Source organism: Micromonospora antibiotica, assembly GCF_017599305.1.
Classification (GTDB): domain Bacteria; phylum Actinomycetota; class Actinomycetes; order Mycobacteriales; family Micromonosporaceae; genus Micromonospora; species Micromonospora antibiotica.
This window is the reverse complement of the sequence record NZ_JAGFWR010000010.1, coordinates 26,190-52,826: the sequence shown is the minus strand read 5'-3', so window position 1 is coordinate 52,826 and position 26,637 is coordinate 26,190. Positions and strand designations below refer to the sequence as shown.

General features: G+C 74.9%; 19 protein-coding genes and 3 pseudogenes. 7 read left to right on the top strand and 15 right to left on the bottom strand.

The window, feature by feature from the left end; all coding sequences use genetic code 11:
- Positions 1-160: 160 nt before the first annotated feature.
- The 3 genes from JQN83_RS18435 to JQN83_RS18425 all read left to right on the top strand — a co-directional run bounded on the left by JQN83_RS18435 (position 161) and on the right by JQN83_RS18425 (position 3,722).
- On the top strand, positions 161-1,300 hold the full coding sequence (locus tag JQN83_RS18435) for a carboxylate-amine ligase (RefSeq protein WP_208568366.1): 1,140 nt from the start codon (positions 161-163) through the stop codon (positions 1,298-1,300).
- Between the two features lie 39 nt (positions 1,301-1,339).
- Entirely contained in the window at positions 1,340-2,710 is a 1,371-nt protein-coding gene (locus JQN83_RS18430; protein WP_208568365.1) for an FAD-dependent oxidoreductase, read from the top strand.
- 145 nt (positions 2,711-2,855) lie between these two features.
- Complete coding sequence (locus JQN83_RS18425; protein ID WP_208568364.1) at positions 2,856-3,722, top strand: aminoglycoside phosphotransferase family protein; 867 nt, start codon at positions 2,856-2,858, stop codon at positions 3,720-3,722.
- Between the two features lie 13 nt (positions 3,723-3,735).
- Here the strand turns inward: JQN83_RS18425 and JQN83_RS18420 are convergent, their stop codons facing one another.
- Positions 3,736-4,542 carry an Fpg/Nei family DNA glycosylase gene (locus tag JQN83_RS18420; protein WP_208568363.1) on the bottom strand — a complete coding sequence of 269 codons (807 nt, stop codon included), beginning with the start codon at positions 4,540-4,542 and terminating at the stop codon, positions 3,736-3,738.
- Positions 4,543-4,833: 291 nt separating this feature from the next.
- On the opposite strand from JQN83_RS18420, the gene JQN83_RS18415 reads away from it, so the two are divergent.
- From JQN83_RS18415 to rocD, 3 genes are all read left to right on the top strand, one after another.
- The gene (locus JQN83_RS18415; RefSeq protein WP_307799418.1) at positions 4,834-5,733 is read left to right on the top strand and encodes a DMT family transporter; all 900 of its coding nucleotides are present in this window, start codon (positions 4,834-4,836) and stop codon (positions 5,731-5,733) included.
- A gap of 353 nt (positions 5,734-6,086) precedes the next feature.
- Positions 6,087-6,902 carry a dimethylargininase gene (ddaH, locus tag JQN83_RS18410; RefSeq protein WP_208568495.1) on the top strand — a complete coding sequence of 272 codons (816 nt, stop codon included), beginning with the start codon at positions 6,087-6,089 and terminating at the stop codon, positions 6,900-6,902.
- Positions 6,899-8,113, top strand: coding sequence for an ornithine--oxo-acid transaminase (gene rocD / locus JQN83_RS18405; RefSeq protein WP_208568361.1), 1,215 nt, complete (start codon positions 6,899-6,901; stop codon positions 8,111-8,113). Before ddaH ends, rocD begins: the two co-directional genes overlap by 4 nt.
- 148 nt (positions 8,114-8,261) lie before the next feature.
- Here rocD and JQN83_RS18400 read toward each other — a convergent pair whose 3' ends face one another.
- The 5 genes from JQN83_RS18400 to JQN83_RS18380 all read right to left on the bottom strand — a co-directional run bounded on the left by JQN83_RS18400 (position 8,262) and on the right by JQN83_RS18380 (position 15,679).
- On the bottom strand, positions 8,262-9,413 hold the full coding sequence (locus JQN83_RS18400; protein ID WP_208568360.1) for an FHA domain-containing protein: 1,152 nt from the start codon (positions 9,411-9,413) through the stop codon (positions 8,262-8,264).
- Positions 9,414-9,532: 119 nt separating this feature from the next.
- Positions 9,533-13,408: an SCO7613 C-terminal domain-containing membrane protein gene (locus JQN83_RS18395; RefSeq protein WP_208568359.1), complete on the bottom strand. Its 3,876-nt coding sequence runs from the start codon at positions 13,406-13,408 to the stop codon at positions 9,533-9,535.
- A gap of 48 nt (positions 13,409-13,456) precedes the next feature.
- Complete coding sequence (gene cutA, locus JQN83_RS18390) at positions 13,457-13,777, bottom strand: divalent-cation tolerance protein CutA (protein ID WP_208568358.1); 321 nt, start codon at positions 13,775-13,777, stop codon at positions 13,457-13,459.
- Positions 13,778-13,829: 52 nt separating this feature from the next.
- Positions 13,830-14,849 carry a 1-acyl-sn-glycerol-3-phosphate acyltransferase gene (locus tag JQN83_RS18385; protein WP_208568357.1) on the bottom strand — a complete coding sequence of 340 codons (1,020 nt, stop codon included), beginning with the start codon at positions 14,847-14,849 and terminating at the stop codon, positions 13,830-13,832.
- Positions 14,849-15,679, bottom strand: coding sequence for a patatin-like phospholipase family protein (locus tag JQN83_RS18380; RefSeq protein ID WP_208568494.1), 831 nt, complete (start codon positions 15,677-15,679; stop codon positions 14,849-14,851). The genes JQN83_RS18385 and JQN83_RS18380 overlap by 1 nt, the downstream gene beginning before the upstream one ends.
- Before the next feature lie 191 nt (positions 15,680-15,870).
- On the opposite strand from JQN83_RS18380, the gene JQN83_RS18375 reads away from it, so the two are divergent.
- On the top strand, positions 15,871-17,658 hold the full coding sequence (locus JQN83_RS18375; protein ID WP_208568356.1) for a serine/threonine-protein kinase: 1,788 nt from the start codon (positions 15,871-15,873) through the stop codon (positions 17,656-17,658).
- Between the two features lie 52 nt (positions 17,659-17,710).
- Here JQN83_RS18375 and JQN83_RS18370 read toward each other — a convergent pair whose 3' ends face one another.
- The 9 genes and pseudogenes from JQN83_RS18370 to JQN83_RS18335 all read right to left on the bottom strand — a co-directional run bounded on the left by JQN83_RS18370 (position 17,711) and on the right by JQN83_RS18335 (position 26,487).
- A complete protein-coding gene (locus tag JQN83_RS18370; RefSeq protein WP_372444069.1) occupies positions 17,711-18,820 on the bottom strand; it encodes a glycosyltransferase family 4 protein in 1,110 nt (369 codons plus the stop codon).
- Between the two features lie 193 nt (positions 18,821-19,013).
- Positions 19,014-20,699, bottom strand: a complete 1,686-nt coding sequence (locus JQN83_RS18365) for a trypsin-like peptidase domain-containing protein (protein ID WP_208568355.1) — start codon at positions 20,697-20,699, stop codon at positions 19,014-19,016.
- Between the two features lie 84 nt (positions 20,700-20,783).
- A pseudogene (locus JQN83_RS18360) lies at positions 20,784-22,034 on the bottom strand (sensor histidine kinase); the annotation flags it as partial.
- 137 nt (positions 22,035-22,171) lie between these two features.
- A pseudogene (locus JQN83_RS34370) lies at positions 22,172-22,337 on the bottom strand (two-component sensor histidine kinase); the annotation flags it as partial.
- A complete protein-coding gene (locus JQN83_RS18355; protein WP_091068807.1) occupies positions 22,334-23,035 on the bottom strand; it encodes a response regulator transcription factor in 702 nt (233 codons plus the stop codon). The pseudogene JQN83_RS34370 and the gene JQN83_RS18355, both read right to left, overlap by 4 nt.
- A gap of 106 nt (positions 23,036-23,141) precedes the next feature.
- A complete protein-coding gene (locus JQN83_RS18350; protein WP_208568353.1) occupies positions 23,142-23,744 on the bottom strand; it encodes a PadR family transcriptional regulator in 603 nt (200 codons plus the stop codon).
- Positions 23,741-24,571: a DUF4097 family beta strand repeat-containing protein gene (locus JQN83_RS18345; RefSeq protein ID WP_208568352.1), complete on the bottom strand. Its 831-nt coding sequence runs from the start codon at positions 24,569-24,571 to the stop codon at positions 23,741-23,743. Before JQN83_RS18345 ends, JQN83_RS18350 begins: the two co-directional genes overlap by 4 nt.
- 284 nt (positions 24,572-24,855) lie before the next feature.
- A pseudogene (locus JQN83_RS18340) lies at positions 24,856-25,711 on the bottom strand (lysophospholipid acyltransferase family protein); the annotation flags it as partial.
- A complete protein-coding gene (locus JQN83_RS18335; protein ID WP_208568350.1) occupies positions 25,708-26,487 on the bottom strand; it encodes a GNAT family N-acetyltransferase in 780 nt (259 codons plus the stop codon). The pseudogene JQN83_RS18340 and the gene JQN83_RS18335, both read right to left, overlap by 4 nt.
- Positions 26,488-26,637: the final 150 nt, after the last annotated feature.

Sequence of the window (26,637 nt, the reverse complement as noted above, 5' to 3'; positions counted from 1 at the left end):
CGGGGGTGCGGCACGGCACCGGTCGGCGGGACCGGGTCATGGTAAGCATCCGACGCGACGACGCGCCGTGTCGCGTTTTCTCCGCCGGACACTGCGGGTAATGGGCCGGACAGCACCGTGGCGAACCCGCCGCGGCGGGACGGGACGGACGGTGATGGCGATGACCAGTGGGGTGGCGGCCGGGGCGGTGGCTCCGGAGCGGACCGGGCCCGACCGGCTGACGGTGGGCGTCGAGGAGGAGTTCCTCCTGGTCGATCCGCACACCGGTGCCGCGGTGCCCGCCGTCGACCTGGTCATGGCGCAGGTGCCGGCCGAGTTGCGCGGGCAGGTGGAGCGGGAGTTCCAGACCAGCCAGATCGAGATCGGCAGCCCACCCGGGTTGGACCTGGGCTCGATCCGGCACTCGCTGGGTGTGCTGCGCGGCGCGTTGGCCGACGCCGCCGAGCGGGCCGGCGTCCGGGTGCTGGCCATCGGCACCGGCCCGGTCGCGGGACCGGTGCCGCCGGTGGTGGACAAGCCCCGCTTCGACCGGATGATCGAACGGTTCCGGCTGCTGGTGCCCGGCCCCGGCAACAACGGCATGCACGTGCACGTGGGTGTCCCGGACCCGGACACCGGTGTGCAGGTGCTCAACCACATTCGGCCGTGGCTGCCGGTGCTGCACGCGATGACCACCAACTCGCCCTTCTCCGAGGGGGTCGACACCGGCTACGCGAGCTGGCGTTCCGTCGAGTGGGAACGCTGGCCGTCGGTCGCGCCCACCCCCTACCTGGAGTCGTACGAGCACTACGAGCGGCTGATCCGGCAGTTGATCGCCAGCGGGGTGATGCTCGACGAGGGGATGCTCTACTGGTACGCCCGGCTGTCGGCGAAGTACCCGACGGTGGAGGTCCGCATCGGTGACGTCTGCCCGTCGGTCGACGACGCGGTGCTGGTGGCGGGGCTGGTCCGGGCGCTGGTCGCCACCGCCATGGACGACGTGGCGGCGGGCCGCCCGCCGGTGAACACCGACCACCACCTGCTGGTGGCCGCGCACTGGCGGGCCGCCCACGACGGGTTGGAGGGCGACGGCGTCGACCTGACCAACGGTGAGCTGCGCCCGGCCTGGGAACTGGTCGACCGGCTCGTCGAGCGGGTCCGCCCGGCCCTGGAGGCGCACGACGACCTGGCCGAGGTGACCGAGCTGCTGGCCACGCTGCGCCGGCACGGCACCGGGGCGGCCCGGCAGCGGGCCGTGTTCGCCCGGTCGGGCCGGCTGGAGGACGTGGTCACCGAGGTCGCCCGGCAGACCCGTGGCTGACCGGCCCGGGGGCGGCCGGCGCGTGGAAGACTGGGCGTCGTGACGGAGCGGCTGATCGTCGTCGGTGGGGACGCCGCCGGGATGGCGGCGGCCTCCCAGGCCCGCCGCCGCCGGGGCGTCGACGACCTGGAGATCGTGGCGTTCGAGCGGGGGCATTTCACGTCGTACTCGGCGTGCGGCATCCCGTACTGGATCAGTGGACTGGTGCAGGAGCGGGACGCGTTGATCGCCCGCGACCCGGCCACCTTCCGCGACGACTTCGCCATCGACGTACGGCTGCGTACCGAGGTCACCGGCATCGACCTCGACCGCAGGGAGGTCACCGCCCGCCGGCTCGACGACGGCGGCGAGGTCCGCGAACCGTTCGACACCCTGGTGTACGCCACCGGCTCCGTCCCGAACCTGCCCGACTGGGCGGACGACGACGTCGACGGCATCTTCGGCATCCAGACCCTGGACGACGCGGCGGCGCTGCGGGCCTGGCTGGACGCCGACCCGACGCCGACCCGGGCGGTGGTGGTCGGCGGCGGCTACATCGGGGTGGAGATGGCCGAGGCGCTGATCCAACGCGGGCTCGCCGTCACCCTGGTCGAGCGGGGCGAGCAACCGATGGCCACCGTCGACGAGGACATGGCCGGGCTGGTCGCCGAGGCGATGCGCGGGCTGGGCGTCGAGATCCGTACCGGTGTCACGGTCAGCGGGGTCGAGCAGCGCGACGGCCGGGTGTCCGCGGTGGTCACCTCCGCCGGCCCGGTGCCGGCCGACGTCGTGGTCCTCGGCCTGGGCGTACGCCCCAACACCGCGCTCGCCGCCGCCGCCGGCCTCCCGCTCGGCGAGTCCGGCGGGGTACGGGTGGACCGCCGGATGCGGGTCGCCGGGGTGCCCGGCGTCTGGGCGGCCGGCGACTGCGTGGAGACCCTGCACCGGGTCACCGGCATGTCGGTGCACATCCCGCTCGGCACCCACGCCAACAAGCAGGGCCGGGTCGCCGGGATCAACATCGGCGGCGGGTACGCCACCTTCCCCGGGGTGATCGGCACCGCCGTGACGAAGGTGTGCGACCTGGAGGTGGGGCGTACCGGGCTGCGGGAGCGGGACGCCACGGCGGCCGGGTTCGAGTTCGTCTCGGTGATCGCCGAGTCGACGAACCGGGCCGGTTACTACCCGGGGGCCCAGGCGATGACGGTCAAGCTGATCGCCGAACGGCCCACCGGTCGGCTGCTCGGCGCACAGATCGTCGGCCGTTCCGAGGCGGCGAAGCGGATCGACGCGCTGGCCGTGGCGCTGTGGAACGAGATGACGGTGGACGAGATGACCGCCCTCGACCTCGGCTACGCCCCGCCGTACGCGCCGGTCTGGGACCCGGTGCTGATCGCCGCCCGCAAGGCCGTCGACGCCCTCGACCGCTGACCCGCCGCCTCCCGCACCCACGCCGACCACCCCGCCGCACTACTCCTCCGTCCCGCAGCGGCGTGCCGCACAGCACGGCGGAACATTGTGGAGAGTTGTTGTCGCCAGGGCAGCGACAACTCTCCCCGATCCGCACAATGGGCGGGTGGAGATTCCGGCGGGGTTGTCGTGGGTGCGGCAGACGCCGGAGGGGCGGGAGTGGCTGGCCACGCTGGCCCGGTGGCGGGACGAGTGCGCGCAACAGTGGTCGCTGCGGCTCGGGCCGCCCTTCCCGTACGCGTTCGCCTCGCTGGCGATGCCCGCCGACCTGCCCGACGGCACCCCGGCGGTGTTGAAGTTGCAGTACCCGGACCCGGACAGCCGGCACGAGGCCGACGCGTTGGCGCACTGGGACGGCGAGGCGGCGGTCCGGCTGCTCGCCCACGACCCGCAGCGGCGGGCGCTGCTGGTGGAGCGGTGCCGGCCCGGCTCACCGCTGCACGAGCTGCCCGCCGACGAGGCGGTGGACGTGGTGGCCGGCCTGCTGCCCCGGCTGTGGCGGCGGGTGGCCGGGCCGTTCATCCCGCTCGCCGAGGAGGCGACCGGCTGGCGGCACCGGCTGCCGGAGAAGTGGGACCGGGCCGGCCGGCCCTACGAGCGGCGGCTGGTCGACGCAGCGCTCGACCAGCTCGACCGGCTGGTCGACAGCCAGGGCGAGCAGGTGCTGGTCAATCAGGACCTGCACGCCGGCAACGTGCTGCGGGCCACCCGGGAACCGTGGCTGGTGATCGACCCGAAGCCGCTGCTGGGCGAGCGGGAGTTCGCGGTGGTGCCGATCGTGCGCGGCGTCGAGCTGGGGCACTCCCCCGAGGCGGTACGGCGTCGGCTGGACCGGGTCACCGGCGCGCTCGGCCTCGACCGGGACCGGGTGGTCGGCTGGACCATCGCGCACTGCCTCGCCTGGAGCCTGGACGGCGACACGGTCTTCACCAACCAGGTCGAGGTGGCCCGCTGGCTGGTCGACGGCACGTAGGCGTCGCCCGTACTCAGGGTTGACAGGTGGCGCACCAGTAGAGGTTGCGGCCGGCCAGCCCGCCCCGACTGACCGGGCCGCCGCAGACGTGACACGGGGCGCCGTCGCGGCGGTAGACGTACACCTCGCCGCCGTGCCGGTCGACCCGGGCGGGGCGGCCCATCGCCTCGGGCAGGTGGGCGTCGCGGACGGTGTCGATCCGGCCGCGCGTCACCGCCAGGGTCATCAGTGCCACCAGGTCGGCCCAGAGCGCCGCCCAGCCGGCCCGGGTGAGCTGCCGGCCGGGCAGCGTCGGCCGCAGGCCGGCCCGGAACAGCGCCTCGGTCACGAAGATCAGCCCGGTGCCGGCGACCACCGACTGGTCGAGCAGCAGCGCGGCCAGCGGGGTCGGGCTGCGGCCGATCCGGGCGTACGCCCGGTCGGGGTCGGCGTCGGCGCGCAGCGGGTCCGGGCCGAGCCGGCCGCGCAACGCCGCCACCTCGGGCGGGGTGAGCAGTTCACAGGCGGCGGGTCCGCGCAGGTCGAGCCAGTGCCGGTCGCTGGCCAGCCGCAACCGGACCTGCCCCACCGGTACGGGCGGCTCGCCGTCGCCGTCGGTGAACCTGCCGTACAGGCCGAGATGGACATGCAGGGTGCGCTCGTCGGCGTGGTGGTGCAGCAGGTGCTTGCCGTACGCCTCGGTGCCGTGCAGGACGGTGCCGGAGATCAGGGCGGCACCGTCGGCGAAGCGGCCCTGCGGGCTGCTGGCGGTGACCTTGTCGCCGGCGAACAGCTCGGCGTGCCGGGCCGCCAGCCGGTGGATGGTGTGTCCCTCTGGCACGGGCACCAAGGGTAGTCAGGCGCCCGGACCCCACCGACGCCGGTGCCCCGCCCCGGCCCGCACCGCCCCAGCCCAGCACGGCACGGTCCAAGCCCAGCCCAGCCCGGCACGGCCCAGCCCGACACGGCTCGGCCCGACACGGCTCGGCACGGCCCGGTCGGCCGACATGACACGGCCCGGTCCGGCGCGGTGGTGTGTGGTCGATGGACGTGCGGGGTACATCCAGGTCGTTCCCGCGTGGCGGCCACCGACCCTTCCGAGGGCTCCACGCATCGACAAGGAGGTGTGGTGGTGAACGTTCCTTCGCTCCTGCGGCGTCGTACGGCGCAGGACAGCAACGGTGACGGGGTGGTCGACGCGCGCGACGACCAGCCGGTGGTGACGGACCGGGACGCCGAGCGGGCGACGTACCGCAGCGGGTCGCTGGCCACCGACGGTGAGCGCGACGCCGACGTGGCGCGACGCAGCGCCGAGCGTGCGGACGCCACCCGGCGTGGCGTCGACGGCCGCGTCGACGCGGGCGGGCCCGACCCGGATGCGGAGCGGCGGGCGGCGGAGCGCGGCGCGCTGGCGCGGGCGGCGACCGCCCGCAGCGCCGTCGACGGCAGCCGCAGCGCCGCCGCCCGACCCGGCACGGTCGATGAGGAGCCCCGGACGCCGACCGACCCGATCCGGGTCGCCGACGCCGGCCCGGTGCGCACCGCGCCGAGCCCGGTGGACGCGGACCGCCCGACCGACCGGGACCGGACGACGCCCGCCGACCGGACGGCACCCGCCGCACCGGCCGGCGTCCCCACCCCGACCACCGACCGGGACCGGGTGGCCGCCGACGAGGTCCGCCCGGAGCCGCCGGTGGTGGCCGGTCCGAAGCCGAGGACGAGCCTGCTCGCCACCCTCGGCCTGATCGTGTCGGTGGTGGGCGCGGCGTTCGTGCTCACCGGTTCCCTGGCCGGGTACGGCATCGCGCTCGGCGCGCTCGGCGCGGTGTTCTCGGTGCTGGGCCTGATCGCGACCCGCCGTCGGCACGTGGCCGGCACGACGGACGCGCTGGTCGGCGTGTTGGTCGGCCTGGCCGCGGTGGTGCTGGGCGTGCTCGCCTTCACCGGCCAGTTCGACTGGCCGACCACCGACGGCGACTGGGTGGCCCGGTTCCGGGAGTGGCTTGACTCACAGTTTGTGGACCGCTTCTGAGGGCACATTTGATCTCGCCGGCGGTTCGCCGGCGACGTTGGACCAGCCGGTTCGCCGGCACCGCCCGACCAGTCTGGTGGTTCACCAGCCGGGCACCCACTCGTTCGGGGGCAGCGGTTCGCCGCCACCGATGCGCACAGGGGCCGTCACTCCCGCCGGGGTGACGGCCCCTTCGCTGTGCGCTGCCACGCAACGGATCGCCGTCACTGTCGGACCACACGCAACGAACCGCTGTCGTACGCAAGTCTCGGCGGTGGTTGCCGCACCCCCGGGGCACATACCGTTGAGCCACGGCGCCAGCCCGTGGGCCACGGAGGCCGGGCGCGCCCGACCCCAGGAGCAGGACAATGACGATGGACGCCACCAGCCAGCGCTTCCTGATGTGCCGGCCGACGTACTTCGCCGTCGACTACGCCATCAACCCGTGGATGGACCCGACCGCACCGGTCGACACCGCGCTGGCGATCCGGCAGTGGGAGCAGCTGCGCCGCACCTACCTCGACCTCGGCCACACCGTCGAGTTGATCGACCCGGTCGCCGGCCTGCCCGACATGGTCTTCGCCGCCAACGGTGGCACGGTCATCGGGGACCGGGCGATGGCGGTGCAGTTCCGCGACCCGCAGCGCGCCGACGAGGCCCCCGCCTACCGGGCCTGGTTCGAGGCCGCCGGCTTCGAGGTGTACGACCCGAAGCACGTCAACGAGGGCGAGGGGGACGTGCTGCTGGTCGGCGACCACCTGCTCGCCGGCACCGGGTTCCGTACCGCGCACGCCTCACACGCCCAGCTGCAGGAGGTCTTCGGTCACCCGGTGGTCACCCTGCAACTGGTCGACCCGCGCTTCTACCACCTGGACACCGCGCTGACCGTGCTCGACGAGCGGACCGTGGCGTACCTGCCGGAGGCGTTCTCCCCCGGCAGCCGGGCGGTGCTGCGCCGGCTCTTCCCGGACGCCGTCCACGCCACCATGGCCGACGCCGAGGTGCTCGGCCTCAACGCGGTCGGCGACGGCCGGCATGTGGTGCTGCCCGCCCAGGCCACCGGGCTGGCCGCCAAGCTGCGCGACCGGGGTTACCAGACCATCGGTGTCGACCTGTCCGAGCTGCGCAAGGCCGGCGGCGGACCGAAGTGCTGCACGTTGCGACTCCGTCAGGGAAAGGCGAGCCAGTGATCGAGGACATGCTGCGGACCCCGTCCGCCGTCCGGGACGCGGAGCGGTACACCGCGCACAACTACCACCCGCTGCCGGTGGTGATCTCCTCCGCCGAGGGCGCCTGGCTCACCGACGTGGACGGCCGTCGCTACCTGGACTGCCTGGCCGGCTACTCGGCGCTGAACTTCGGCCACCGGCACCCCACCCTGATCCGGGCCGCCCACGAGCAGCTCGACCGGCTCACCCTCACCAGCCGGGCGTTCATCCACGACCAGTTCGCCGACTTCTGCCGGGAGCTGGCCGCGCTCTGCGGCAAGGACCTGGTGCTGCCGATGAACACCGGCGCCGAGGCGGTGGAGACCGGCATCAAGGTGGCCCGCAAGTGGGGCTACCAGGTCAAGGGGGTCACCCCGGGGCAGGCCAACATCATCGTGGCCGACGGGAACTTCCACGGCCGGACCACCACCATCGTCAGTTTCTCCACCGACGACGACGCCCGCGCCGACTTCGGACCGTACACGCCCGGGTTCACCGTGGTGCCCTACGGCGACCTGGCGGCGTTGGAGGCGGCGATCGACGAGAACACCGTCGCCGTGCTGCTGGAGCCGATCCAGGGCGAGCAGGGCGTGGTGCTGCCGCCGGACGGTTACCTGCCGGGCGTACGCCGGGTCTGCACCGACCGCAACGTGCTGTTCGTCGCCGACGAGATCCAGTCCGGTCTGGGTCGCACCGGGCGCACCTTCGCCTGCGAGCACGAGGGTGTCGTGCCGGACCTGTACCTGCTGGGCAAGGCGCTCGGCGGCGGCATCGTGCCGGTCTCCGCGGTGGCCGGGAACGCGGACGTGCTCGGGGTGCTCAAGCCGGGCCAGCACGGCTCGACCTTCGGCGGCAACCCGCTCGCCTGCGCGGTCGCCACCGAGGTGGTCCGGCTGCTGGCCACCGGCGACTTCCAGCGCCGCTCCACCGAGCTGGGCGAACGGCTGCGGGCCGGGCTGGAGGGGCTGCTCGGCAAGGGTCTGGTGGCGGTACGGGTGCGTGGGCTGTGGGCCGGGGTGGACATCGACCCGACGCTGATGACCGGCCGGCAGGCGTGTGAGCGGCTGATGGAGCGGGGCGTGCTCGCCAAGGACACCCACGGCTCGACGATCCGGCTGGCCCCGCCGTTGGTGATCACCGCCGACGAGATCGACCACGCGGTGGCGCAGCTCGCCGCGGTGCTGGCCGCCTGAGCCGCGTACCCACGGCGGGTGTCGGGTCGACGCCCCCGTGGTGGCACACCTTGCCGTGGCGGCACACCGGTCACCGTGGCGGCCCGCCGGTGGCATGTGAGCCGACGACCGGCCGGTCTGCGCGACCGGCCGGTCAGGGCGACACCGGTCAGTTGCGGGGCAGCCGCATCGCCATGGTGGGTGCCTCGGCCATCACCGAGGTCGGGGTGAACGCCGCGCCGGTGGGCAGTTCCCGGGCCCGACCGACCTGCACCCCCGGGTACAGCTCCACCATGTCCGCGCCGCCGAGCACCCGGGACTGCTTCGGTGCCAGCGGGACCCGCTCCGCCTCGGCCATCGAGCCGTTCGGCCGGATGCCGGAGCCGTTGGTGCTCACGTCGGTGACGATCACCTCGCCGACCCGCAGCTCGAACCGGACGTGTGCCCGGCTGATCCACCGTCGCGTCTCGTCGTTGAGCCACTGGCCGAGCATCACGCCACCGGGCTCCTCGGGTGCCCGGCCGACCGTCACCGGCTGGTCCTCGGTAAGGACGAAGCGGCGACGGATCAGGCCACCGATCCGGATCGCCAGCACCTCGCTGCGCGGGCGCGGCCCGGCGTCGGAGAGCCGGGCACCGTGCCGGGGGCAGGTCGGCACACCCTGCCGCAGGGCCGGCGGCGGCTGGCCGGCCGGGGCACGGTCCACCCGGGCCAGGTCGGCGAACGCCCCGCCGCCCCCACCGCCGCCGAAGAGCGCGCAGCCCGGTTCCGGGCACCGCCACTGTCGGGCCAGCAACTGCCCACCGACCGGGGAACGGTCCCCCTCGACCGGGGTGTGCCCGCCGCCGACGTGCGCGACGAAGGCCGGGCCGCCGGCACCGGGCACCGGGGCGACCACCCGCCCCGGCTGTTCCACCAGCCACGGGAACCGGCCGCATAGCCCGTCGAACCGGACCCGGCTGACCACCGGCAGGCCGAGCAGGTCGGCCACCTCCAGCATCCGGTCACCCGGGTTGTCGAGCACCTCGACCAGGCCGTCGTCGGCCCACCGGCGGACCACCATCCGCTCGTTGGAGGTGAGGTCGGCGTCGGAGAGCAGCGCCCGGTGCACGATCGCGTAGACCGGGACGCTGTCCTCGGCCAGCTCGCGGGAGAGCGCGTCGATCACCATGCCGAGCCGCAGCAGGCTGGCCGGACGACCACCGTCGAGATCCTGGTAGCGGATCACCTCGGCCAGGTCCAGCACCGCTCGGGCCAGGGACGGATCGGTGCAGACCCGCCCCTCGATGGCGTCCAGCACCTTGCTGATCTCGAATCTCATCGCGCGCTCCGGAGGATCTCGTCGCTCTGCCGGGCCGCCACCGCCGGCCCGGTCGGCACCTGCGCGCCGGCTCGGCGGTGCGCAGGCGCTGCCTTGGCACGACCCTACCGGTGGGCGGCTCAGCCCATCCGGCCCACCGCCGCCCGCAGCCGGCTCACATCCCGCCGACGCCGCTCGTAGGTGGCCGCGAGCGTGATCAACGCCAGCCCGCCGACGGCCAGGTAGATCCAGCGGGGCAGCAGGTCCCAGCCCCGGACCAGTTCGTGCAGCGCGAGCAGGACGAGGCTGCCGCCGCCGAGCACCACCGGCGCCTGCCAGCGCCGGACCGCGCCGACCAGCACCACGCCCAGCGCGGCACCGCCCAGCAGCAGCCGCCGCCAGGGCTGCGGGTCCGCCGCCACCAGCACCGACACCAGGCTGGGCAGCAGAGCGGCGGCGAGCCCGGGGCCGAGGGCCAGCCAACTGGTCAACCCGGGCCGGCTCCGCAGCGCCAGCAGGCCGGCCACCAATGTCAGCCCGGCCACCGGCAGGGTGTACGCCTCCAGCAGCACCACCTCGCCGCTGATCAGCAGCAGCCACGCGCCGAGCAGTTCACTGCCACCGGCCACCGCCCCGAAGACCCACCGTTGGCCGGCCGACTGACCCGGGTACAGCACCCGCAGCGCCACGGCGGCCCCCCAGAGCACGCAGATCACCGCCGCGTGTCGGATCGCACCGACGGTGAGCAGCAGGGCGAGCACGGCCACCGCCTGCGCGGCGGCCTCCAACGCCCGTACGGTGAGCGACCCGCGCCGGGCCAGCAGGGGTGCGCCGAGCAGCACCGCCACCGCCACCACGAGCACCGGGAACCCGGCCGTCCGGGTCGGCAGGCCGGCGGCCAGGGGCGCGGTCAACGCGAAGGAGGTGGCCGCCGCGACCGTGGTCAGGCAGCCGAGCAGCCGTACCCCGGGCCGCCTGCCGACCGCACCGATCACCGCCGTCACGATCACCAGCAGGGCCAGCGCGGCCAACGTACCGGCCCGGGTGGCGAGCAGCCCGACCAGGCCGAAGAACGTCCACAGCAGACCGATCGGGGTGGTGACCGGCACCAGCAGTTCCCCGCCACGCCGGTGGCCCACCGGTGGCCCACCCGCAGTCGGTGCCGCGCCGGGACCGGGCTCACCCGGGACCGCCGCAGGCGGGGTGGCCGTGGCGACGGCGGCGGTCCGAACCGGGCCGGCGAGCGCGGCGGTGAGCAGCGCCGCGCTGCCGACGAGCAGGACCACCGCCGGCACCACCGGCCAGGGTGCGGGGCCGACGAGCAGCAGCACGGGCAGCGCCGCCGCCCCGAACGGCAGCGCGGCCACGGCCGACCCGGACCGGCGGCCGGTGTACCGGTGGACGAACAGCGCGGCGGTGAGGGCGAGGACCAGCAGCGCCACACCGACCGCCGGGGCACCCGACGGGCCGTCCCCGGTCGGCGCCCCCGACCAGGGTCGGACCGGGTCACCGTAGGGGGCGACCAGCGCGGTGAGGGTCACCGGAGCGGCGGCGACCAGGGCCAGCCCGGCCAGGCCGACGCCGACCACCCGGCCGGTCGTCACCGCAGCGGTACGCCGTTCGGCCAGCACCAGCACGCCGAGCGCCGCCGCGGCATAGAGGGCCGACGACTCCCCACCCGGTACGACGGTCGGCGTGACCACGGCGGCCAGCGCCACGGCGAGCGCGGTGCCGGCGTACCCGTCGAGGTCGGGGCGGCGACGACGGAGCGCGAGCAGCGGGACCAGCAGCAGCACGGCGGCGGCGAACCCGACCCGCAGCTGCCACCAGGCCGGCGACCCGGCGGCCCGCAGCGCGACCGCAGCGCCGGCCGGCACGGTGAGCAGGGCGACCGTCAGGGCGACCCCGGCGACCCGGGCCGCGACGGCGTTCGCCGGGCGGGGGGACAGCGCCACCGCCAGCCCGACGACCAGCACCACCCCGAGTGCCGCCAGCAGCCCCACCGGGTCGGCCGCCGCCACCAGCAGTCCGTGCCCGAGCAGCACGGCGGCACCGGCCGCGCCGACGAGCACCGTCGCGGCACGACGGCACCGCAGCACCGCCACCGGCAGCAGTGCCGCCCCGACGACCAGGTCGACCGCGAGGGTGGCCGGCCACGGCGTGGTGGTCACCGCCGGTAGCGCGGCGGCGGTGACCACCACGCCCAGCAGTACGGTCACCGGACGGGCCGCCCTCGACAGCAGCAGGAGGCCGGCGCCGACGGTGAGCAGGGCGGTGAGCGGGAGCTGCCAGCCCCACGAGAGATCGGGACCCGCGGCGGCCCCCTGCCAGGCGGGCAGCGACCGGCCCACCGCGAGCGCCGCGAGGGAACCGGTGGCGAGCACGGTGACCTGGGCCGCACCGGCCGCCACCAGCAGCGCGCCGACCCGGGGGCCGGTGCGGTGCCGCTGCGGCAGCAGCCTCACGCCACCGGCCAGAGCCGCCGCCACCAGGCCGACCGCGAGCAGCAGGAACCCGGCCCGCAGCTCGGCCACCGGCCGCAGCATCGCGACGGCGAGCAACGGCACCAGCAACCCGGTGGTGAGCTGGCGGAACACCCCGGCACCCGCGACCCGGGCCGCACCGGCCAGGACCAGGCCGACGAGCAGCATCGGCAGGCCGGCCAGCAGCGGCTGACCGCCGGCCCGGCCGAGCACCAGCGGCACCAGCGCGCAGCTCGCGGCGACCGTCGTCGCGGCACCGAAGCCGAGCCAACCGAGCACCCGGCCGGCGAGCACAGCGGTGGAACCGGGCGGTCCGGCGACCGGCCCCCCGCCGGCCGCCGGTCCCCCGTCCGCCGGGACGGTGGTGGCGCCCGACCCCCCGGCGGGCACCACCACCGCTTCCCCGGGACCCGCAGCGGCCGGAGCCGCCCCGGGTGGCACCGCTCCGGCCAGTGGCGGAGCGGCGGGATCAGGCCCGGCCGGCACCGGGCGGTTCGCTGCCGACCCGGTGGCCGCCGGGACCGGGCCGGTCGGAACCGGGCCGGTCGGAACGGCGAGCGGGGCCGGCGAGCGGCGGTGCAGCGCGACCACCACCGCGAGGTCGAGCAGCGCCACCCCGAGGAACGTCAGCGTCCAACCGGTGGCCCCGGGCCGGGACTGCGCCACCGCCAGCGGCAGCACCGGCTGGACGACGAACAGCGCCGCGAACCACGGCACGGTGAGCCGGCTGAGCAGGGCGTACCCGGTGGCGACCGCCGCGCTGAGCCCGGTGACCAGGGCGGCGTACCGGGTGCCCGACCAGTCGGCGGTGCCGAGCAGGTTCACCGACCAGGCGGCGTACCCGTCGAGGACCACCAGCAGCAGGCCCACCGCCGCGAACGTCTCGGCGGTGCCGCGCAGGCCGCGCCACTTCGCCACCAACGGCACCGCCAGGGCGAGCGCGGTGAACCCGGCCAGGATCAGCGCCCGGCCCGCCACCCCCACCGCCGCCCAGGCGACCGCGGTGAAGACCACCGCCGCCGTGCCCAGCAGCAGGCCACCGAGGACGAACAGCAGCCACTGGATCGTCCGGGTCGAGGTCTCCGGGCGGCCCGGCGTACCCACGGGTGGGGGTCCGAACCCGGCCGGCGGCACGGACCCGCCGGACCCGACGACACCGCCGGGACGCACCGGGACGACCGGGCGCGCGGCCGGGACGACCGGGTGGCCTGCCGGACGAACGGCCGGCGGAACGGGACGTCCGGCCGGCGCGGGTACGCGGACCGCCGCACCGACCGGGACCGGCGCGGGGATCTCCCGGCGGATCCGGGCCGCCAGTTCCGCCCGCTGGCGCTGCGCCGCGAGCAGGCGCGCGCCGAGCCCCTGGTACGCCTCCCGGGCCCGCTCCACCTCCCGGCCGAGCGAAACGATCTCCCGGTCCAGCCGGACCACCTCGGCGGCGGGCGGGTACGGCCCGAACCCGCAACCGACGCACCCGCGGGTCAGTTCGGCGGGCGCACCGCAGCGGGGGCAGGGGTAACCGGTGTTCTGCACCCGGCCATCCTGCCGGTGGGCGGCAACCCCTGGCCAGAGTGCCCGTACCTAGGTACGGGTGTTCTCGTGCACCCAGAGCGCGTACGCCGGATCACCGCTGTCCACCCGGGTGACCAGGATCTCGGGCACCTCGTAGGGATGGTTGGCCCGGATCTGGCCGACCAGCGCGGTGGCCCGGTCCGGGGCGGTCTTGAACTGCACCGACCATTCGGTGCTGGTCTCCACCCCGGCCCGCCACCAGTACGTGCTGTCGACCTGGCCGCCGACCTGGGCGCAGGCGGCCAGCCGCCCGGCCACCGCGGCAGCCGCCATCAGGTCCGCGACGGAGCGCGAGTCCACCACCGTCGTCACCACGCAGATCTGGTCCACCTGCGCACCCTACGTGGGATCGGCGGCGAACCGGTCGACCGTCACGGTGCGTTCATTCAGCGGTCACGCCGTCCCGGTTGGCGGCGATCCACCTGTCGATCCGGTCCCACCAGTCGAAGAGCCAGTCGATCCGTTCCTGCCGGCCGGTCGGGACGTCCTCGGGCGGCACCGACCAGAACCGCATCACGATCCGTTTGTCCATGGGCAGCTCCCGCCACACGTCGGCGACGGTGAGCATCCGGTCCAGGCCGGTGTGCGCCACGAAGATCACGCCGGCCTCGGGTGCGGCGTCCAGGGCGGCGAGCACCCCGCCGGGCTGCGGGGCGAGCACGTGCTGCATCCGCTCGGCGCGCACCGCCATCCGCTCCAGCCCGAGCGCGCGGAGCCGGTCGATGGCCCGTACGCGTCGGCCGGGGGTGAAGTTGCCGCCCTCCGGGAAGATCACGAAGGCGTCGTCGTCGTCCAGGCCGGTGGCGAGGTGACCGATCTGCCGGACCGCCGCGTCCCGGCCGTCACCGGCGGCGACGAACCGGTTGGGCAGGCGGTTGAGCAGCACGTCGATCGCCGGGTCCCACTGGAGCGCCTCCTTGAGCACGATCCGGGGCTCCCGCCGGAACCAGTTGACCAGGGAGTGGATCAGGATGAACGAGTCACCCGGGCCGGCGTGCCGGCAGAGCACCAGCTCCGGCCGGCCCGGCAGGGCGGTGTCCGGGTCGGTGCCGACCACGTCGATGCTCAGCCGCAGCGTCCACCGGGCCTGCCAGAACAGCACCCGCAGGAACCAGCCGGCGAGCACGTAGTGTGCCCGCTGGAAGGACGGCGTGCGCTTCCACCGGCCGAATCCGGAGGCCAGCCACAGCACGAAGAGGGCGACCAGTGCGGCGGCGTCCCAGACCAGGTAGACGCACCCGATCCAGAGCAGCCGCAGCGGGCGCAACCGGCCCGGCACGAACGGCGACGCGGCCAGCGCGAGCAGCGCCCAGACCGGCACCGTGGTCAGCACCGTGACCGCGAGCAGGATCACCCCGGGTGCGAACAACAGCCGGCGTACCCACCGAGGGGGCAGCGGCATCAGCGGTCCAGGCTCGCCAGGTAGTGCCGGGAGGCGGTGTAGGCGCGGCTGATCCGCCGACCCACCGCCGCCATGTCCCGGTACGCCCACGGGCTGTCGTCGCGTGGTTCCAGCCCGCCGGTCGGCAGCACGTGCACCCGTACCCCCTCGGGCAGGGCCGCCATCTCCCGGGCGAACCGGTGCCGGCGGGCGATCTCGAATGCGACCTGGGCGATCTCCCACGGTCGGCGGGGCGGCGTCAGCTCCCGCTCGATCCGCCCCACCTGGAGGACGAAGATCTGCGTCGCGCCGACCGCGACCGCCTCGCCGATCGGGATGGAGTTGACGATCCCGCCGTCAATGTAATGCTGGCCGTCGATCTGTGCCGGCGGCAGCAGCCCCGGTACGGAGGCGGAGGCGAGCACCGCCGGCACCAGCGGTCCGGTGTGGAACCAGTGTTCGGCGGCCCGCTCGATGTTGGCCGCGCAGCAGCGGAACGGCACCTTCAGGTCGGCGAAGGTGGTGTCCGCGCCCAGCTCCCCCTCCAGCAGCTTGCGTAGCGGCCGGGGCGAGTGCAGGTGGGTACGGGCGGCGAAGCGGCGCAGTTGCCGGGCGACCGAGTCGCCGTACACCTCGCTCGCCTCCGGGGACGCCCACAGCCGGACCAGCCGGTCGGTGACCGCCTCGGACGGGTCGGCGGCGACCAACGCGCCGTTGACCGCGCCGATCGAGGTGCCGAGCACGACGTCGGGGCGGATCCGGGCCCGGAACAGGGCACGCAGCATGCCCACCTCGACCGCGCCGAGCACTCCCCCGCCGCCGAGCACGAACGCCACCGGACCGCCACTCATGTCGTTCATCCTGGCACGCCACCGCCCGTGCCTGCGGCGCAGCCGCTGGTCACCGGCGTCGATCGGGAACCGGTGGCGGTGGGCGAAACCGCCACTGCGGAGGGTCACCGGACAAATGGACAACCGTTGACAGGGGGGACACATTCGCGCAACCTGACACCACCCCGAACCCCAGGCAGGTGCGAACACTGATGGCAGCCCTGAACGCCGGTAGGTTGCTGGCCCGCAGGTACCGGCTCCTCGACAGGATCGGGGCCGGCGGGATGTCGGTGATCTGGCGGGCCCGCGACGAGGTGCTGGACCGGGTCGTCGCGGTCAAGGTGCTCGCGCCGTCGCTAGCCGCCGACGCCCGCTTCCGGGACATGGTCCGCGAGGAGGCCCGGTCGGCCGCCCAACTGGTCCACCCGCACGTGACCGCGGTGCACGACTACGGCGAGGCGCTCGCCCCGGACGGCGAGATCACCTCGTTCGTGGTGATGGAGCTGCTCACCGGCGAGGAGCTGGAGCACCGGCTGAGCGAGGGTCCGCTGCCCTGGCCGGAGGCGGTCGAGGTGGGCGCCCAGGTCGCCGAGGCGTTGGCGGCGGCGCACCGGCTGGGCATCGTGCACCGGGACATCACCCCGGCGAACGTGATGATGACCCGGACCGGCGCGAAGGTGCTCGACTTCGGCATCGCCACCCAGGTCGGCACCCCCGACGACGACGAGGACGGGGGCACCTTCGGCACCCCGGCGTACGTGGCCCCGGAACGCCTGGACGGGGCACCGGCCCAGCCGTCGACCGACGTCTACTCCCTGGGCGTGCTGCTCTACGAGACGCTGACCGGCCATCCGCCGTACCCGGCGGAGACCTGGGAACAGCTCGCCGACGCGATCGTCGACGAGACACCGCCGTCACTGGACGGCGTGCCGGGGCTGCCTCCGGTGGTGGTGGACGTCTGCCTGCGCTGCCTGGCCCGGGACCCGCACGAGCGGCCGACCGCGCACCAGGTCGCCACCGCGCTGCGGGACCAGCTGCTGCCCGGTGATCCGCAGGCGGCCACCATGCTCTCCCCCACGGTCACCCTGCCCGCACTGGCCGGCACGCCGGGCGCGGCGTCGGGCGTCGGTGCGGCGGGCGGCGTCGGCGTGGCTTCGGGCGTGGGCGCAGTGGCCGGCGTCGGTGCGGCTTCCGGCGTCGGCGCGGGTCCTGGCGGTGCGGCCGGCACCGGCATCCCGGGAGCCGGGCTGGCCGGGGCGGGGTCCGGCGGCGCATCCGGCGACCGGTCCCCCGCAGGCGGACCGCCGGGCCCCGGCGCGGCGGACGGCCGGCACACCGCCTACGGCGCGGCGAACAACGGCGCGGGTGGCGCAGGTGGCACGGCCAACGGTGGCGCAGGTGGCGGCGGCACGGGGAACGGTCGTGCGGCGACCGGGCCCCACGAGCCGGAGCCGGAGCTGCCGCCGTCGCGGCGGCCGTTGGTGGCGGTGGGCGCGCTGGTGGTGTTCACCGTCGCGGCGGTCCTCCTGCTCGCCCCGCTGCTGGAGCCGGGGACCCACACCACCCCGCCGGTCGCCCGGCAGACCGAGGCCCCGGCGACGGAGCCGTCGCCGCCGCGCACCCAGCCACCGGCGGACCCCACCGCGCAGCCGGCGCCCCGGCGGGCCACCACGACGCCCACACCGCCCCGCCCACAGCCCACCACCACCCCCGACGGCGGGCAGGGCGGCGGCGGGTTGACCGAGGCGGCCGACCGGATGCGTCAGCTGATCGACGACGGGGTCCGCACCGGCGAGGTCCGCGAGGACGTCGGCCTGGACCTGCGTAACGTGCTCGCCAACCTGACCCGGTCCGCCGCCGAGGGCCAGTCCGACGTGCCCGCGCAGGCGACCGCGCTCCGCGAGAAGGTCACCCGCCGGATCGACGAGGGTGGCATCACCGCGGCGTACGGCCGGCAACTCGAAGCCGCCGCCCGGAAACTGGCCGCGACCGCCGTCTGACGCCCTACGCCGGCACCGGAACCACCGTCCGCTGCACCGCCCCGCACCCCGCTCAGCGGGTACGCAGTGCGACGGGCCGGTGCACGGGCGGGGCCACGCCGAGTGCCACGGCCCGGTAGATCGCCTCGTAGCCGCGCGCCATCCGCCCGGTGGAGAAGTTGTCGGCCACGTGGGCGGTGCAGGCCGCCGGGTCGAGCCGGACCACCTCGCGCAGGGCCGCCGGCAGCTCCTCGGCCCGGTCGCGGACCAGTCCGGTCACCCCGTCGACCACCACCTCCGGCACCGCGCCCCGGCGTAGCGCCACCACCGGTGTGCCGGTCGCCATGGCCTCCACCATCACCATGCCGAACGGTTCCTCCCACTGGATCGGCATGATCAGGCAGCGGGCGTCGACCAGTAACCGCAGGGTCGCCTCCCGGTCGGCGTTCATGATCACGTCGACGTCGTCGCCCAGCATCGGCTGGACCACCTCGGCGAAGTAGTGGCGCTCGGCCGGCTCGTTGCACTTGCCGGCCAGGGTGAGCGGCAGGCCGGCCGCCCGGCAGGCCCGGATCGCCGTGTCGGGGCCCTTGTCCGGGCTGAACCGGGCCAGCCAGAGCACCGGGCCCCGGCCGGGTTGCCGCTTGGTCGGCACGTCCCGGGCGTTGAGGGCGTTGTGCACCGTGCCGACCCAGGGCAGGCCGGGGTTGGCCCGCCGTTGGGCGTGGGAGATCGCCACCAGGCCCACCCCGTGATCGGTGTCGCTGAGCACCGCGCCGTACTCGCCGACCGGGTTGCCGTGCACGGTCGCCACGGTGGGCACCGCACGCCGGCCGGCGACCAGCGGCCCGATCGTGGTGTGGTCGTGGATCACGTCGAAGTCGGCGGCAGAGATCAACTGGTTGGCCCGTGCCAGGTGGGCGAGCTCCGGCAGCGACTCACCGAGCCGGTCGTACTGCACCTCGTCGATGGTGGAGACGAAGTCGGCGGCGGTGCCGTGCTGCCGGCCCGCGCCGAAGAGGGTCACCTGGTGGCCGTGGCTGGCCAGCATGTCGACCAGCCCGTGCACCACCTGCTCCAGCCCGCCGTACCCGGGCGGCGGCACCGACAGCCAGGGCGGAACGAGCATCGCGATCCGCAGTGGCGGCCCGGACGGTGGGCGCTCCGACGGACGGTGGGTCACGGCCACGAATCCTCCCCCGTTGTCCCGCTACGGAACCTCGTCCCGACCCGGGATCGGCGGCGATTTCCCGCTGGCCGGACAACCAAACGCACCCCGGTCGGGTGGGGCCCGACCGGGGTGCGTACGGCGGCGGGCGGTGGAGCCAACCCCCTTGGCTCCGCCGCCCGCCGCCCGGAGGAGGTAGGTCTGAGGACTATGACGTCTCGGCGAGCGTCACGGTTGCAGTCGCCTCCGTACCATTTCGCTTGTAGGTCACCTGGACCCGGTCGCCGACCTTGCCGGCCTGCACCGCGCCGACCAGATCGTTGGAGTCGTTGATCACCTTGTCGCCGAACCTGGTGATCACGTCGCCCCGCTGGATGCCGGCCTTCTCGGCGGCGCTGCCCCCGGTGACGGCGGCCACCAGGGCCCCGCCGTCCTCGGCCGCGTTGACGCTGACGCCGAGGGACGGGTGGCTGACCTTCTCACCCCGCTGGAGCTTCTCGGCGACGTTCTTGGCCTTGTTGCTCGGGATGGCGAAGCCGACCCCGATGTTGCCGGTGCTGCCCTGCCCGGCGGTGGCGATGGCGGTGTTGATGCCGATCACCTCGCCCCGGGTGTTGACCAGCGCGCCGCCGGAGTTGCCCGGGTTGATCGGGGCGTCGGTCTGGAGCAGGCCGGAGATCGAGCTGGCGCCACCCTGCGGGGCCTGCTGCGGGCTGTCGCCGCTGCCGGCCTGGATGGTGCGGTCCCGGGCGCTGAGGATGCCGGCCGTCACCGAACCCTGCAGACCGAGCGGGCTGCCCAGGGCGAGCACCTGGTCGCCCACCTGCATGGCGTCGCTGTCGCCGAACTTCGCCGCCTTGAGGTTGTCCAGGCCGCTGGTCTTGACCACCGCGAGGTCGGTCTTCGGGTCGGTGCCGCGGATCTCGGCGGGGGCGGACTGGCCGTTGGCGAACACCACCCGGACGGTCTTGCCGGAGGCGGACGCGACCACGTGGTTGTTGGTCAGCACGAAGCCGTCGGAGCTGAGGACCACGCCCGATCCCTCGCCGCTGTCGGTCATGATCGAGACCACGCTGTCCTGCACCGAGGCGGCGATCTTCGGCAGGTCGGCGCTGTTGATCACGGGGGCGGCCGAGTAGTTGCGGGTGATGCCGCCCCCGTCGCCGTCGACCGCCAGGGCGAGCGCCCCGCCGGCCACGCCCGAACCGAGCATCAGGGCGAAGACCGCCACCCCCGCGCCGACGAACTTGGCCACCCTGCCGGCCTGCGGCGCCGGGCCGGACGCCCACGGCGGGGCCGGCTGGCCGGGCTGCTGCGGCCCGCCGGGGCCGGGCTGACCCGGGTAGCCGGCGGACGGCTGCCCCGGGTAACCCCCGGACGACTGCGCGCCGGGCTGGCCGGGGTAACCGGCACCCGGCTGACCGCCGACGGCGGAACCGGGATAACCGGCGGACTGCGCCGCCGCGCCCGGCTGGCCGGGGCGGTGCTGGCCGGGGTAGCCGCCGGCCCAACCGGACTGGTGCTGGCCGGGCTGCGGGTAACCGGCCGACGGGTACTGCCCCGCCTGCGGGTAGCCGGTGGACGCCGGATAGCCGGGCCGGTACGCCTGGTCACCGGAGGCCGCCGCAGGCTGGTACGACGACTGCGGGTACGCGCTCGCGGCGGGCGGCGCGTACGGCGACGACGGTGGCGCGTACGACGATCCGGGGTGGGATGTGCCGGCCGGCGCCCCCGCGGTGCCGGCGGCGGTGGTGCCAGGGGAGGCGGTGCCGCCCGGAGAGGCGGTGGTGTCGGACTCGCCGCGCTCGACGCGGGACGGCTCGGCGGAGGGGTGCGACGGCTCGGCGTCGGTGGCAGCCGGCCGACGCTGCGGGTCGGTCTCGAACTCGGTCATGCCACTAGTTTTCCCTGTGCCACTGTCACCAGCCTGGAATCCCCCTGGAAGTTTTCTGAAAGCCACTCCCGGCCCGGAGTGGGATCACTCACCGTCACCGCCGGACTCGGGCAGCAGCGGCAGCCGGACCCGGAAGGTCGCCCCGCCGCCGGGCGTCTCGGCCACCTCCACCGTGCCCTGGTGCGCGGTGACCAGGGCGGCGACGATGGCCAGCCCCAGCCCGGTGCTGGTGATCCCGCTGGCCCGGCGGGTCCGGGCCGCGTCGGCCCGGTAGAACCGCTCGAAGACCCGCTCGGCCTGCTCCGGGGCGAGCCCCGGCCCGGTGTCGGCCACCTCCACCACGGCCAGGTTCCCGGCCTCGGAACGCAGTCGCAGGGTCACCGACGCCTCCGGCGGGGTGTGGGTCAGCGCGTTGGTCATCAGGTTGCCGATCACCTGCCGCAGCCGGGCGTCGTCGGCGTGCACCACCAGCGGGCCGGAGCCCGACGCGATCTCCAGCTCGATGCGCCGTTGCGGAGCGACCACCCGGGCCGCCTCGACCGCGTCGGAGGCGAGCACCGGTAGCTCCACCGGGGCCAGCGACAGCGGTCGTTCCCGGTCCAGCCGGGCGAGCAGCAGCAGGTCCTCCACCAGCAGCCCCATCCGGGCCGCCTCGTCCTCGATGCGGCGCAGCAGGTCGGCGGTCTGCTCCGGGGCGCGGGCGGCGCCCTGCCGGTACAGCTCGGCGAAGCCCCGGATGGTGGTCAGCGGGGTACGCAGTTCGTGCGAGGCGTCCGCGACGAACTGCCGCATCCGCTCCTCCGACCGGCGGGCGCGGGCCTCCGACGCCAGCGCGGCGTGCGCCGCGTCCCGGGCGCCGGCCTCGGCCGTACGGGCGGCCATCTCCGAGGCGGCGCGGGCGGTGAAGGCGGCCTCGATCTGGGCCAGCATCGCGTTCAACGCCCGGGAGAGCCGGCCCAACTCGGAGGTGGCGCACTCCTGCCCCTCCTCGGGGTCGGGCACCCGGCGGGTCAGGTCGCCACCGGCGATCGCCGCAGCCGTCCGTTCGATCTCCACGAGCGGTTTCAGGCTGGTCCGCACGATGGCCGCGCCGATCGAGGCGAGCAGGATCAGCACCGCCCCGCCGACCAGCATGTCTATCCAGATCAGCCGCTTGACGGCCAGGTCGACGTCGGTGAGGTGCTGCCCGACGGCGAGGACCCGGCCGTCGGACAGCTCCCGGTAGAGCATCCGCCACCGTTCCCGGCCGTCCTGGGACCGGACCGTGAACGGTTCGCCCTCGTCAGCCCGGAACCCGGGCAGGTCCGCCGGCACCGGGGGAAGGTCGTCCGGTTCGAGCGCCGGGTCGTACCCGATGAACCGGGAGGTGTCCTCGTCGGCGAGCGCGACGACGTAGTCGGTGGGCAGCGCGGCCTTGACCCGTCCGCTCTCCAGGTCCGGCAGCGCCCGGCCGACCTGGACGCTGGCCGACTGCAACTCGCCGTCGACCTGCCCGATCAGGTACTCGCGCAGGAAGTACGTGGTCAGCGAGCTGATCACCACGAGGGCGACGGCCACCAGGGTGAGGACCGCCGCGACCAGCTTGACCCGCAGCGGAACGCTCCGGATCCGCCCCTTCGCCTCGTCGAGCGGGCTCACGCCGCCGGCTTGCGCAGGACGTAGCCCACGCCGCGCAGGGTGTGGATCAGGCGGGGCTGGGTGTTGTCGACCTTGCGGCGCAGGTAGGAGATGTAGGACTCGACGATGTTGTCGTCGCCCCGGAAGTCGTAGTTCCACACGTGGTCGAGGATCTGCGCCTTGGACAGCACCCGGTTGGCGTTGAGCATCAGGTAACGCAGCAGCTTGAACTCGGTCGGCGAGAGCTGCACCCGCTGGCCGGCCCGGTGTACCTCGTGGGTCTCCTCGTCCAGCTCCAGGTCGGCGAAGGTGAGCCGGGACGGGGCCTGCTCACCGGTCGCGGTGCGTCGCAGCACCGCCCGGATGCGGGCGGTCAGCTCCTCCAGGCTGAACGGCTTGGTGACGTAGTCGTCGCCACCCAGGGTGAGCCCCCGGATCTTGTCGTCGGTGGCGTCCCGGGCGGTCAGGAACACCACCGGGGTACGCGTGCCGCCCTCCCGGAGCATCCGGATGACCTCGAAGCCGTCCAGGTCGGGCAGCATCACGTCGAGCACCACCAGGTCGGGGCGGTGGTCCTTGGCCGCGTGCAGGGCCGCGCTGCCGCTGGTGGCGGTCGCCACGTCGAACCCCGCGAAGCGGAGGCTGGCGGAGAGCAGTTCGAGGATGTTGGGGTCGTCCTCGACGACGAGCAGTCGCGCCTCAGTCTGGGTAGCGGCCATGCTGGCCATCATCCGTGATGTCGCTGCGCCAGTGCTGGACGGTTCCTGCAAAATCCCTGTGAAGCCGCCAGCCCGGCCCGGACGGCCGCCACCCCGGCCCGGTTGGTCAGCGCAGCAGCCGGCGCAGCCCGTCCAACGCGCCGTCGAGGACCCGGATCGCGGTGCGCAGCTGGACGTCGCTGAGCCGCCCGGCCCGGACCAGCGAGCCGACCTCGACGGTGAACTCGGCCAGCCGCTTGTCGAAATCGGCCAGCAGGGGGGACTCCCCCGGGGCCGCCGGACGGGGCGTCGGGGCGGGTGCCGGCAGGTCCCAGCGGGCCTGCCGGGTCGCCTCGCGCAGCTCGCGCTTGAGGTCGCGCACCGAGCCGCGTACCTCGGTCTGGATCTCCCCGGCCAACGCGGACAGGTCCTCCACCGAGGCGGTGATGTCGGATTCCAGGGTGGTCACCTCGGCGGCGCGCTGGCGTAGCTCGGCCCGGCCGGCCTCGGTGATCTCGTAGACCTTGCGGCCACCGGCGGCGGTGTGGGTGACCAGGCCGTCGGCCTCCAGCCGTTGCAGCCGGGGATAGATGGTGCCGGCGCTGGGCGCGTACAGGCCGAGGAAACGCTCCTCCAGCAGCCGGATCAGCTCGTAGCCGTGCTTGGGGCCGTCGTCGAGCAGCCGGAGCAGATAGAGGCGCAGCCGCCCGTGACTGAACACGGCGGTCACGGCAGCTCCTCCTGGTCGGCGTCCACCGGCCGGGCGAGCAGCGCGATGCTGCCGGACGTCGCGGACGCCCAGAGCTTACCCTCGCCCGCCCCGAGCACCCCGTGGCTGTCCTTGACCGGGCCGACCCCGACGCCGCCGCCGACCTGCGGGAAGCCGCTGGTGATCCGCCCGGAGGTGGTGTGCAGGTGGACGGAGAGGTCGCTGTCCTCGCGGACCCGGACGGTGATCGGCCCGGAGATGGTGGTGAGTCGGATCTCGCTGCGCCGGGGGTTGTCCAGGTCGCAGGTGATCGCCCCGGAGACGGTGTTGGCGTGCACCCGGCCGGCCGCGCTCTCGGCGAGGGTCACCTCGCCGGAGACCGTGTCGAGGGTCAGCTCACCGGTGACCCCGAGGGCCTCGACCGGGCCGGAGACGATCCGCGCGTTGGTACGCCCGGCCAGGCCCATCAGGGCGACCTGCCCGGAGGTGACGTTCACGGTGGTGTCGTTGACCAGCCCGGAGGCGACCAGCGACCCGCTGATCAGGTGCAGGTCGGCCAGGATGTCGGCCGGGACGGCGATGGACACCTCGGCGCGGAACCGGCGACCGAGCTGCCCGAGCCACCAGAGCACCCCGGGCCAGCGGGGGTGGCGCTCGTGGCCGACCCGGAGCACCCCGTCGCGGTGCTCGACGATGACGGGTCGGCTGCTGATCCGGGTGACGTCGACCCGGACCGGACCGTCGGTGCCGACCACGTTGAGCCGCCCGGTGATCAGCCGGACGTCGAGCCGGGTGACCGGCTCCTCGATGGTGATTCGTTGTGGTTTGTCGACCGTCCAGCTGGCCATGACGCCTCCCTCGGGTGGGTCGCGGCCGGTAGCCGCGTCACTTCACGAGGAGAGCGTAACGCGATACATCGCGATAGGACAAGACTGTCGCGAGTCGCGAACCCGTCCCTCTCCACCTCCCGTCGCGAACCCTTCCGCGCCCTCTTTCTCCCGCGTCGCGAACCCTCCCCCTTCCCCCCGGTCGGGCCGGCAGTCAGCACCCCCTCCCGACCCCGCCGGTCAGGCGGCCAGGCCGAGCCTCTCCCCGACCGCCGACTCAGGCACGGACGACCCGACCAGGGGCACGGGCGCGAGGGTGGGACGGACGGCGAGCGGACGGGGCGGGAGCAGGTGCACGGCCGACTCGGCGGCCCGGGCCAGCAGCCGACGGTCCGCGCCGGGGGCCGGGTGCAGGGCGGCGGTCACCGCGACGTGCACCACCAGGTCCCGGGCGGCCAGCACCCGACGCACCGAGCGCCACAGGGTCTCGTCACCGAGGAAGGCGGCGGCGGTGGTCGTCGCCCCGGTGGCAGCAGAGCGGTAGCTGATCCGCAGCGGCACCACGGGGACCCGGGCGTCGATCGCCGCCTGGAAGACCGCCGGCCGGAATCCCCGGGACGGTCGGCAGCCGGCCGAGGGAGCGACGCCGCACCAGGTCGTACCCTCGGGGAAGACCGCGACCGGGTGACCGGCCCGCAGCGTCGCCGCGAGCCGGTCCACCGTGCGGGGCAGGTCCCGGGGTCGCGACCGGTCCACGAAGAGTGCGCCCCCGGCGCGGGCCAGCAGCCCGAGCAGCGGCCAGTTCCGCACCTCCCGCTTGGCCAGCAGCCGGGCCGGAGCGACCGTCAGCACCGCGAGGATGTCCAGCCAGGAGACGTGGTTGGCGACCAGCAGCGCCCGCCGCCGGGGCAGCCGCCCGCGTACCGCCAGCCGCACCCCGAGCGCACCGGCGGTCCACCGGGCCCAGCCCCGCAGTGCCGCCGCCCGCCCCGCCGTCGGCAGCACCGGCAGCAGTACGACCAGGACGGCCCCGACCAGCAGCATCCCGAGCATGCCCAGCAGTCGGGCCACCTGCCGCCCGGGCGACACCTCCACCCGCCGCGCCCCCGGCAGGCAGTCCGGGCCGCAGCCGGCGGTCGGCCGCCACAGTTCGGCGCTCACCGTGCCGCCCCGCCCAGGAAGTGCCGCAGGTAGCGCGGGTTCATCCGGTCGAGTGCGAACAGCACGTAGAAGTCGGCGCAGCGGAAGTCGGGGTCGTACGCCGGCTCCCCGGCGATCCACGCGCCCAGCCGCAGGTAGCCGCGCAGCAGCGGCGGGACCAGTGCCCGCCCGGCGGAGTCCCCGGTGGCGGTCTCCGCCGCCGCCGCGCCCGGCTCGGCGAACCAGGGCCGCAGCGGGCGGACCCGCAGCAGCGGCGGGGCCAGGTGACCGGCGCGGCCCAGCGCCCACGCCTGCGCGGCGGCCCGGCCACCGTCGTCGACCGGCACCGAGGCGCAGCCGCCCAGCCAGTTGGAGCCGCGCAGGTGCAGGTAGCGGGTCAGCCCGGCCCACATCAGGTTGATCACCGCGCCGGAGCGGTGGTCCGGGTGGACGCAGGAACGCCCGGTCTCGACCAGCAGGTCACGCAGCGGGTCCAGCGCGGTCAGGTCGAACTCCCCGGCGGCGTACCGACGTTCGGTGCGGCCCGGTGGCAGCAGCCGGTAGGTGCCGACCACCGCGCCGGTGCGCTCCTCACGGACGATCAGGTGGTCGCAGTGGGCGTCGAGGTCGTCGGTGTCCAGTCCGGCGGCATCCGGACGCAGGGTCGCGCCGAGTTCGGTGGCGAACACCTCGTGGCGCAGGCGTTGCGCTGCCGCGACCTGGGTCGGGTCGTCGGCGATCAGCAGGGTGTATCCACTGGTCGTCAGGGGTGCGCCAGCGGCATGCAGAACAGCCATGGGACCTGTGTAGGTGCCCCGGGTGGCCGGGCCCCCGCCTGACGGGTGTCGATCCGGTGAACGCCGGTCGGCGGGCCGCCCCCGCAGTGACCTGCGGGGGCGCCGGGCCGGCCCGGGTGCCGGTCGGCAGTCGGGTGGGCCCCGGGTCCG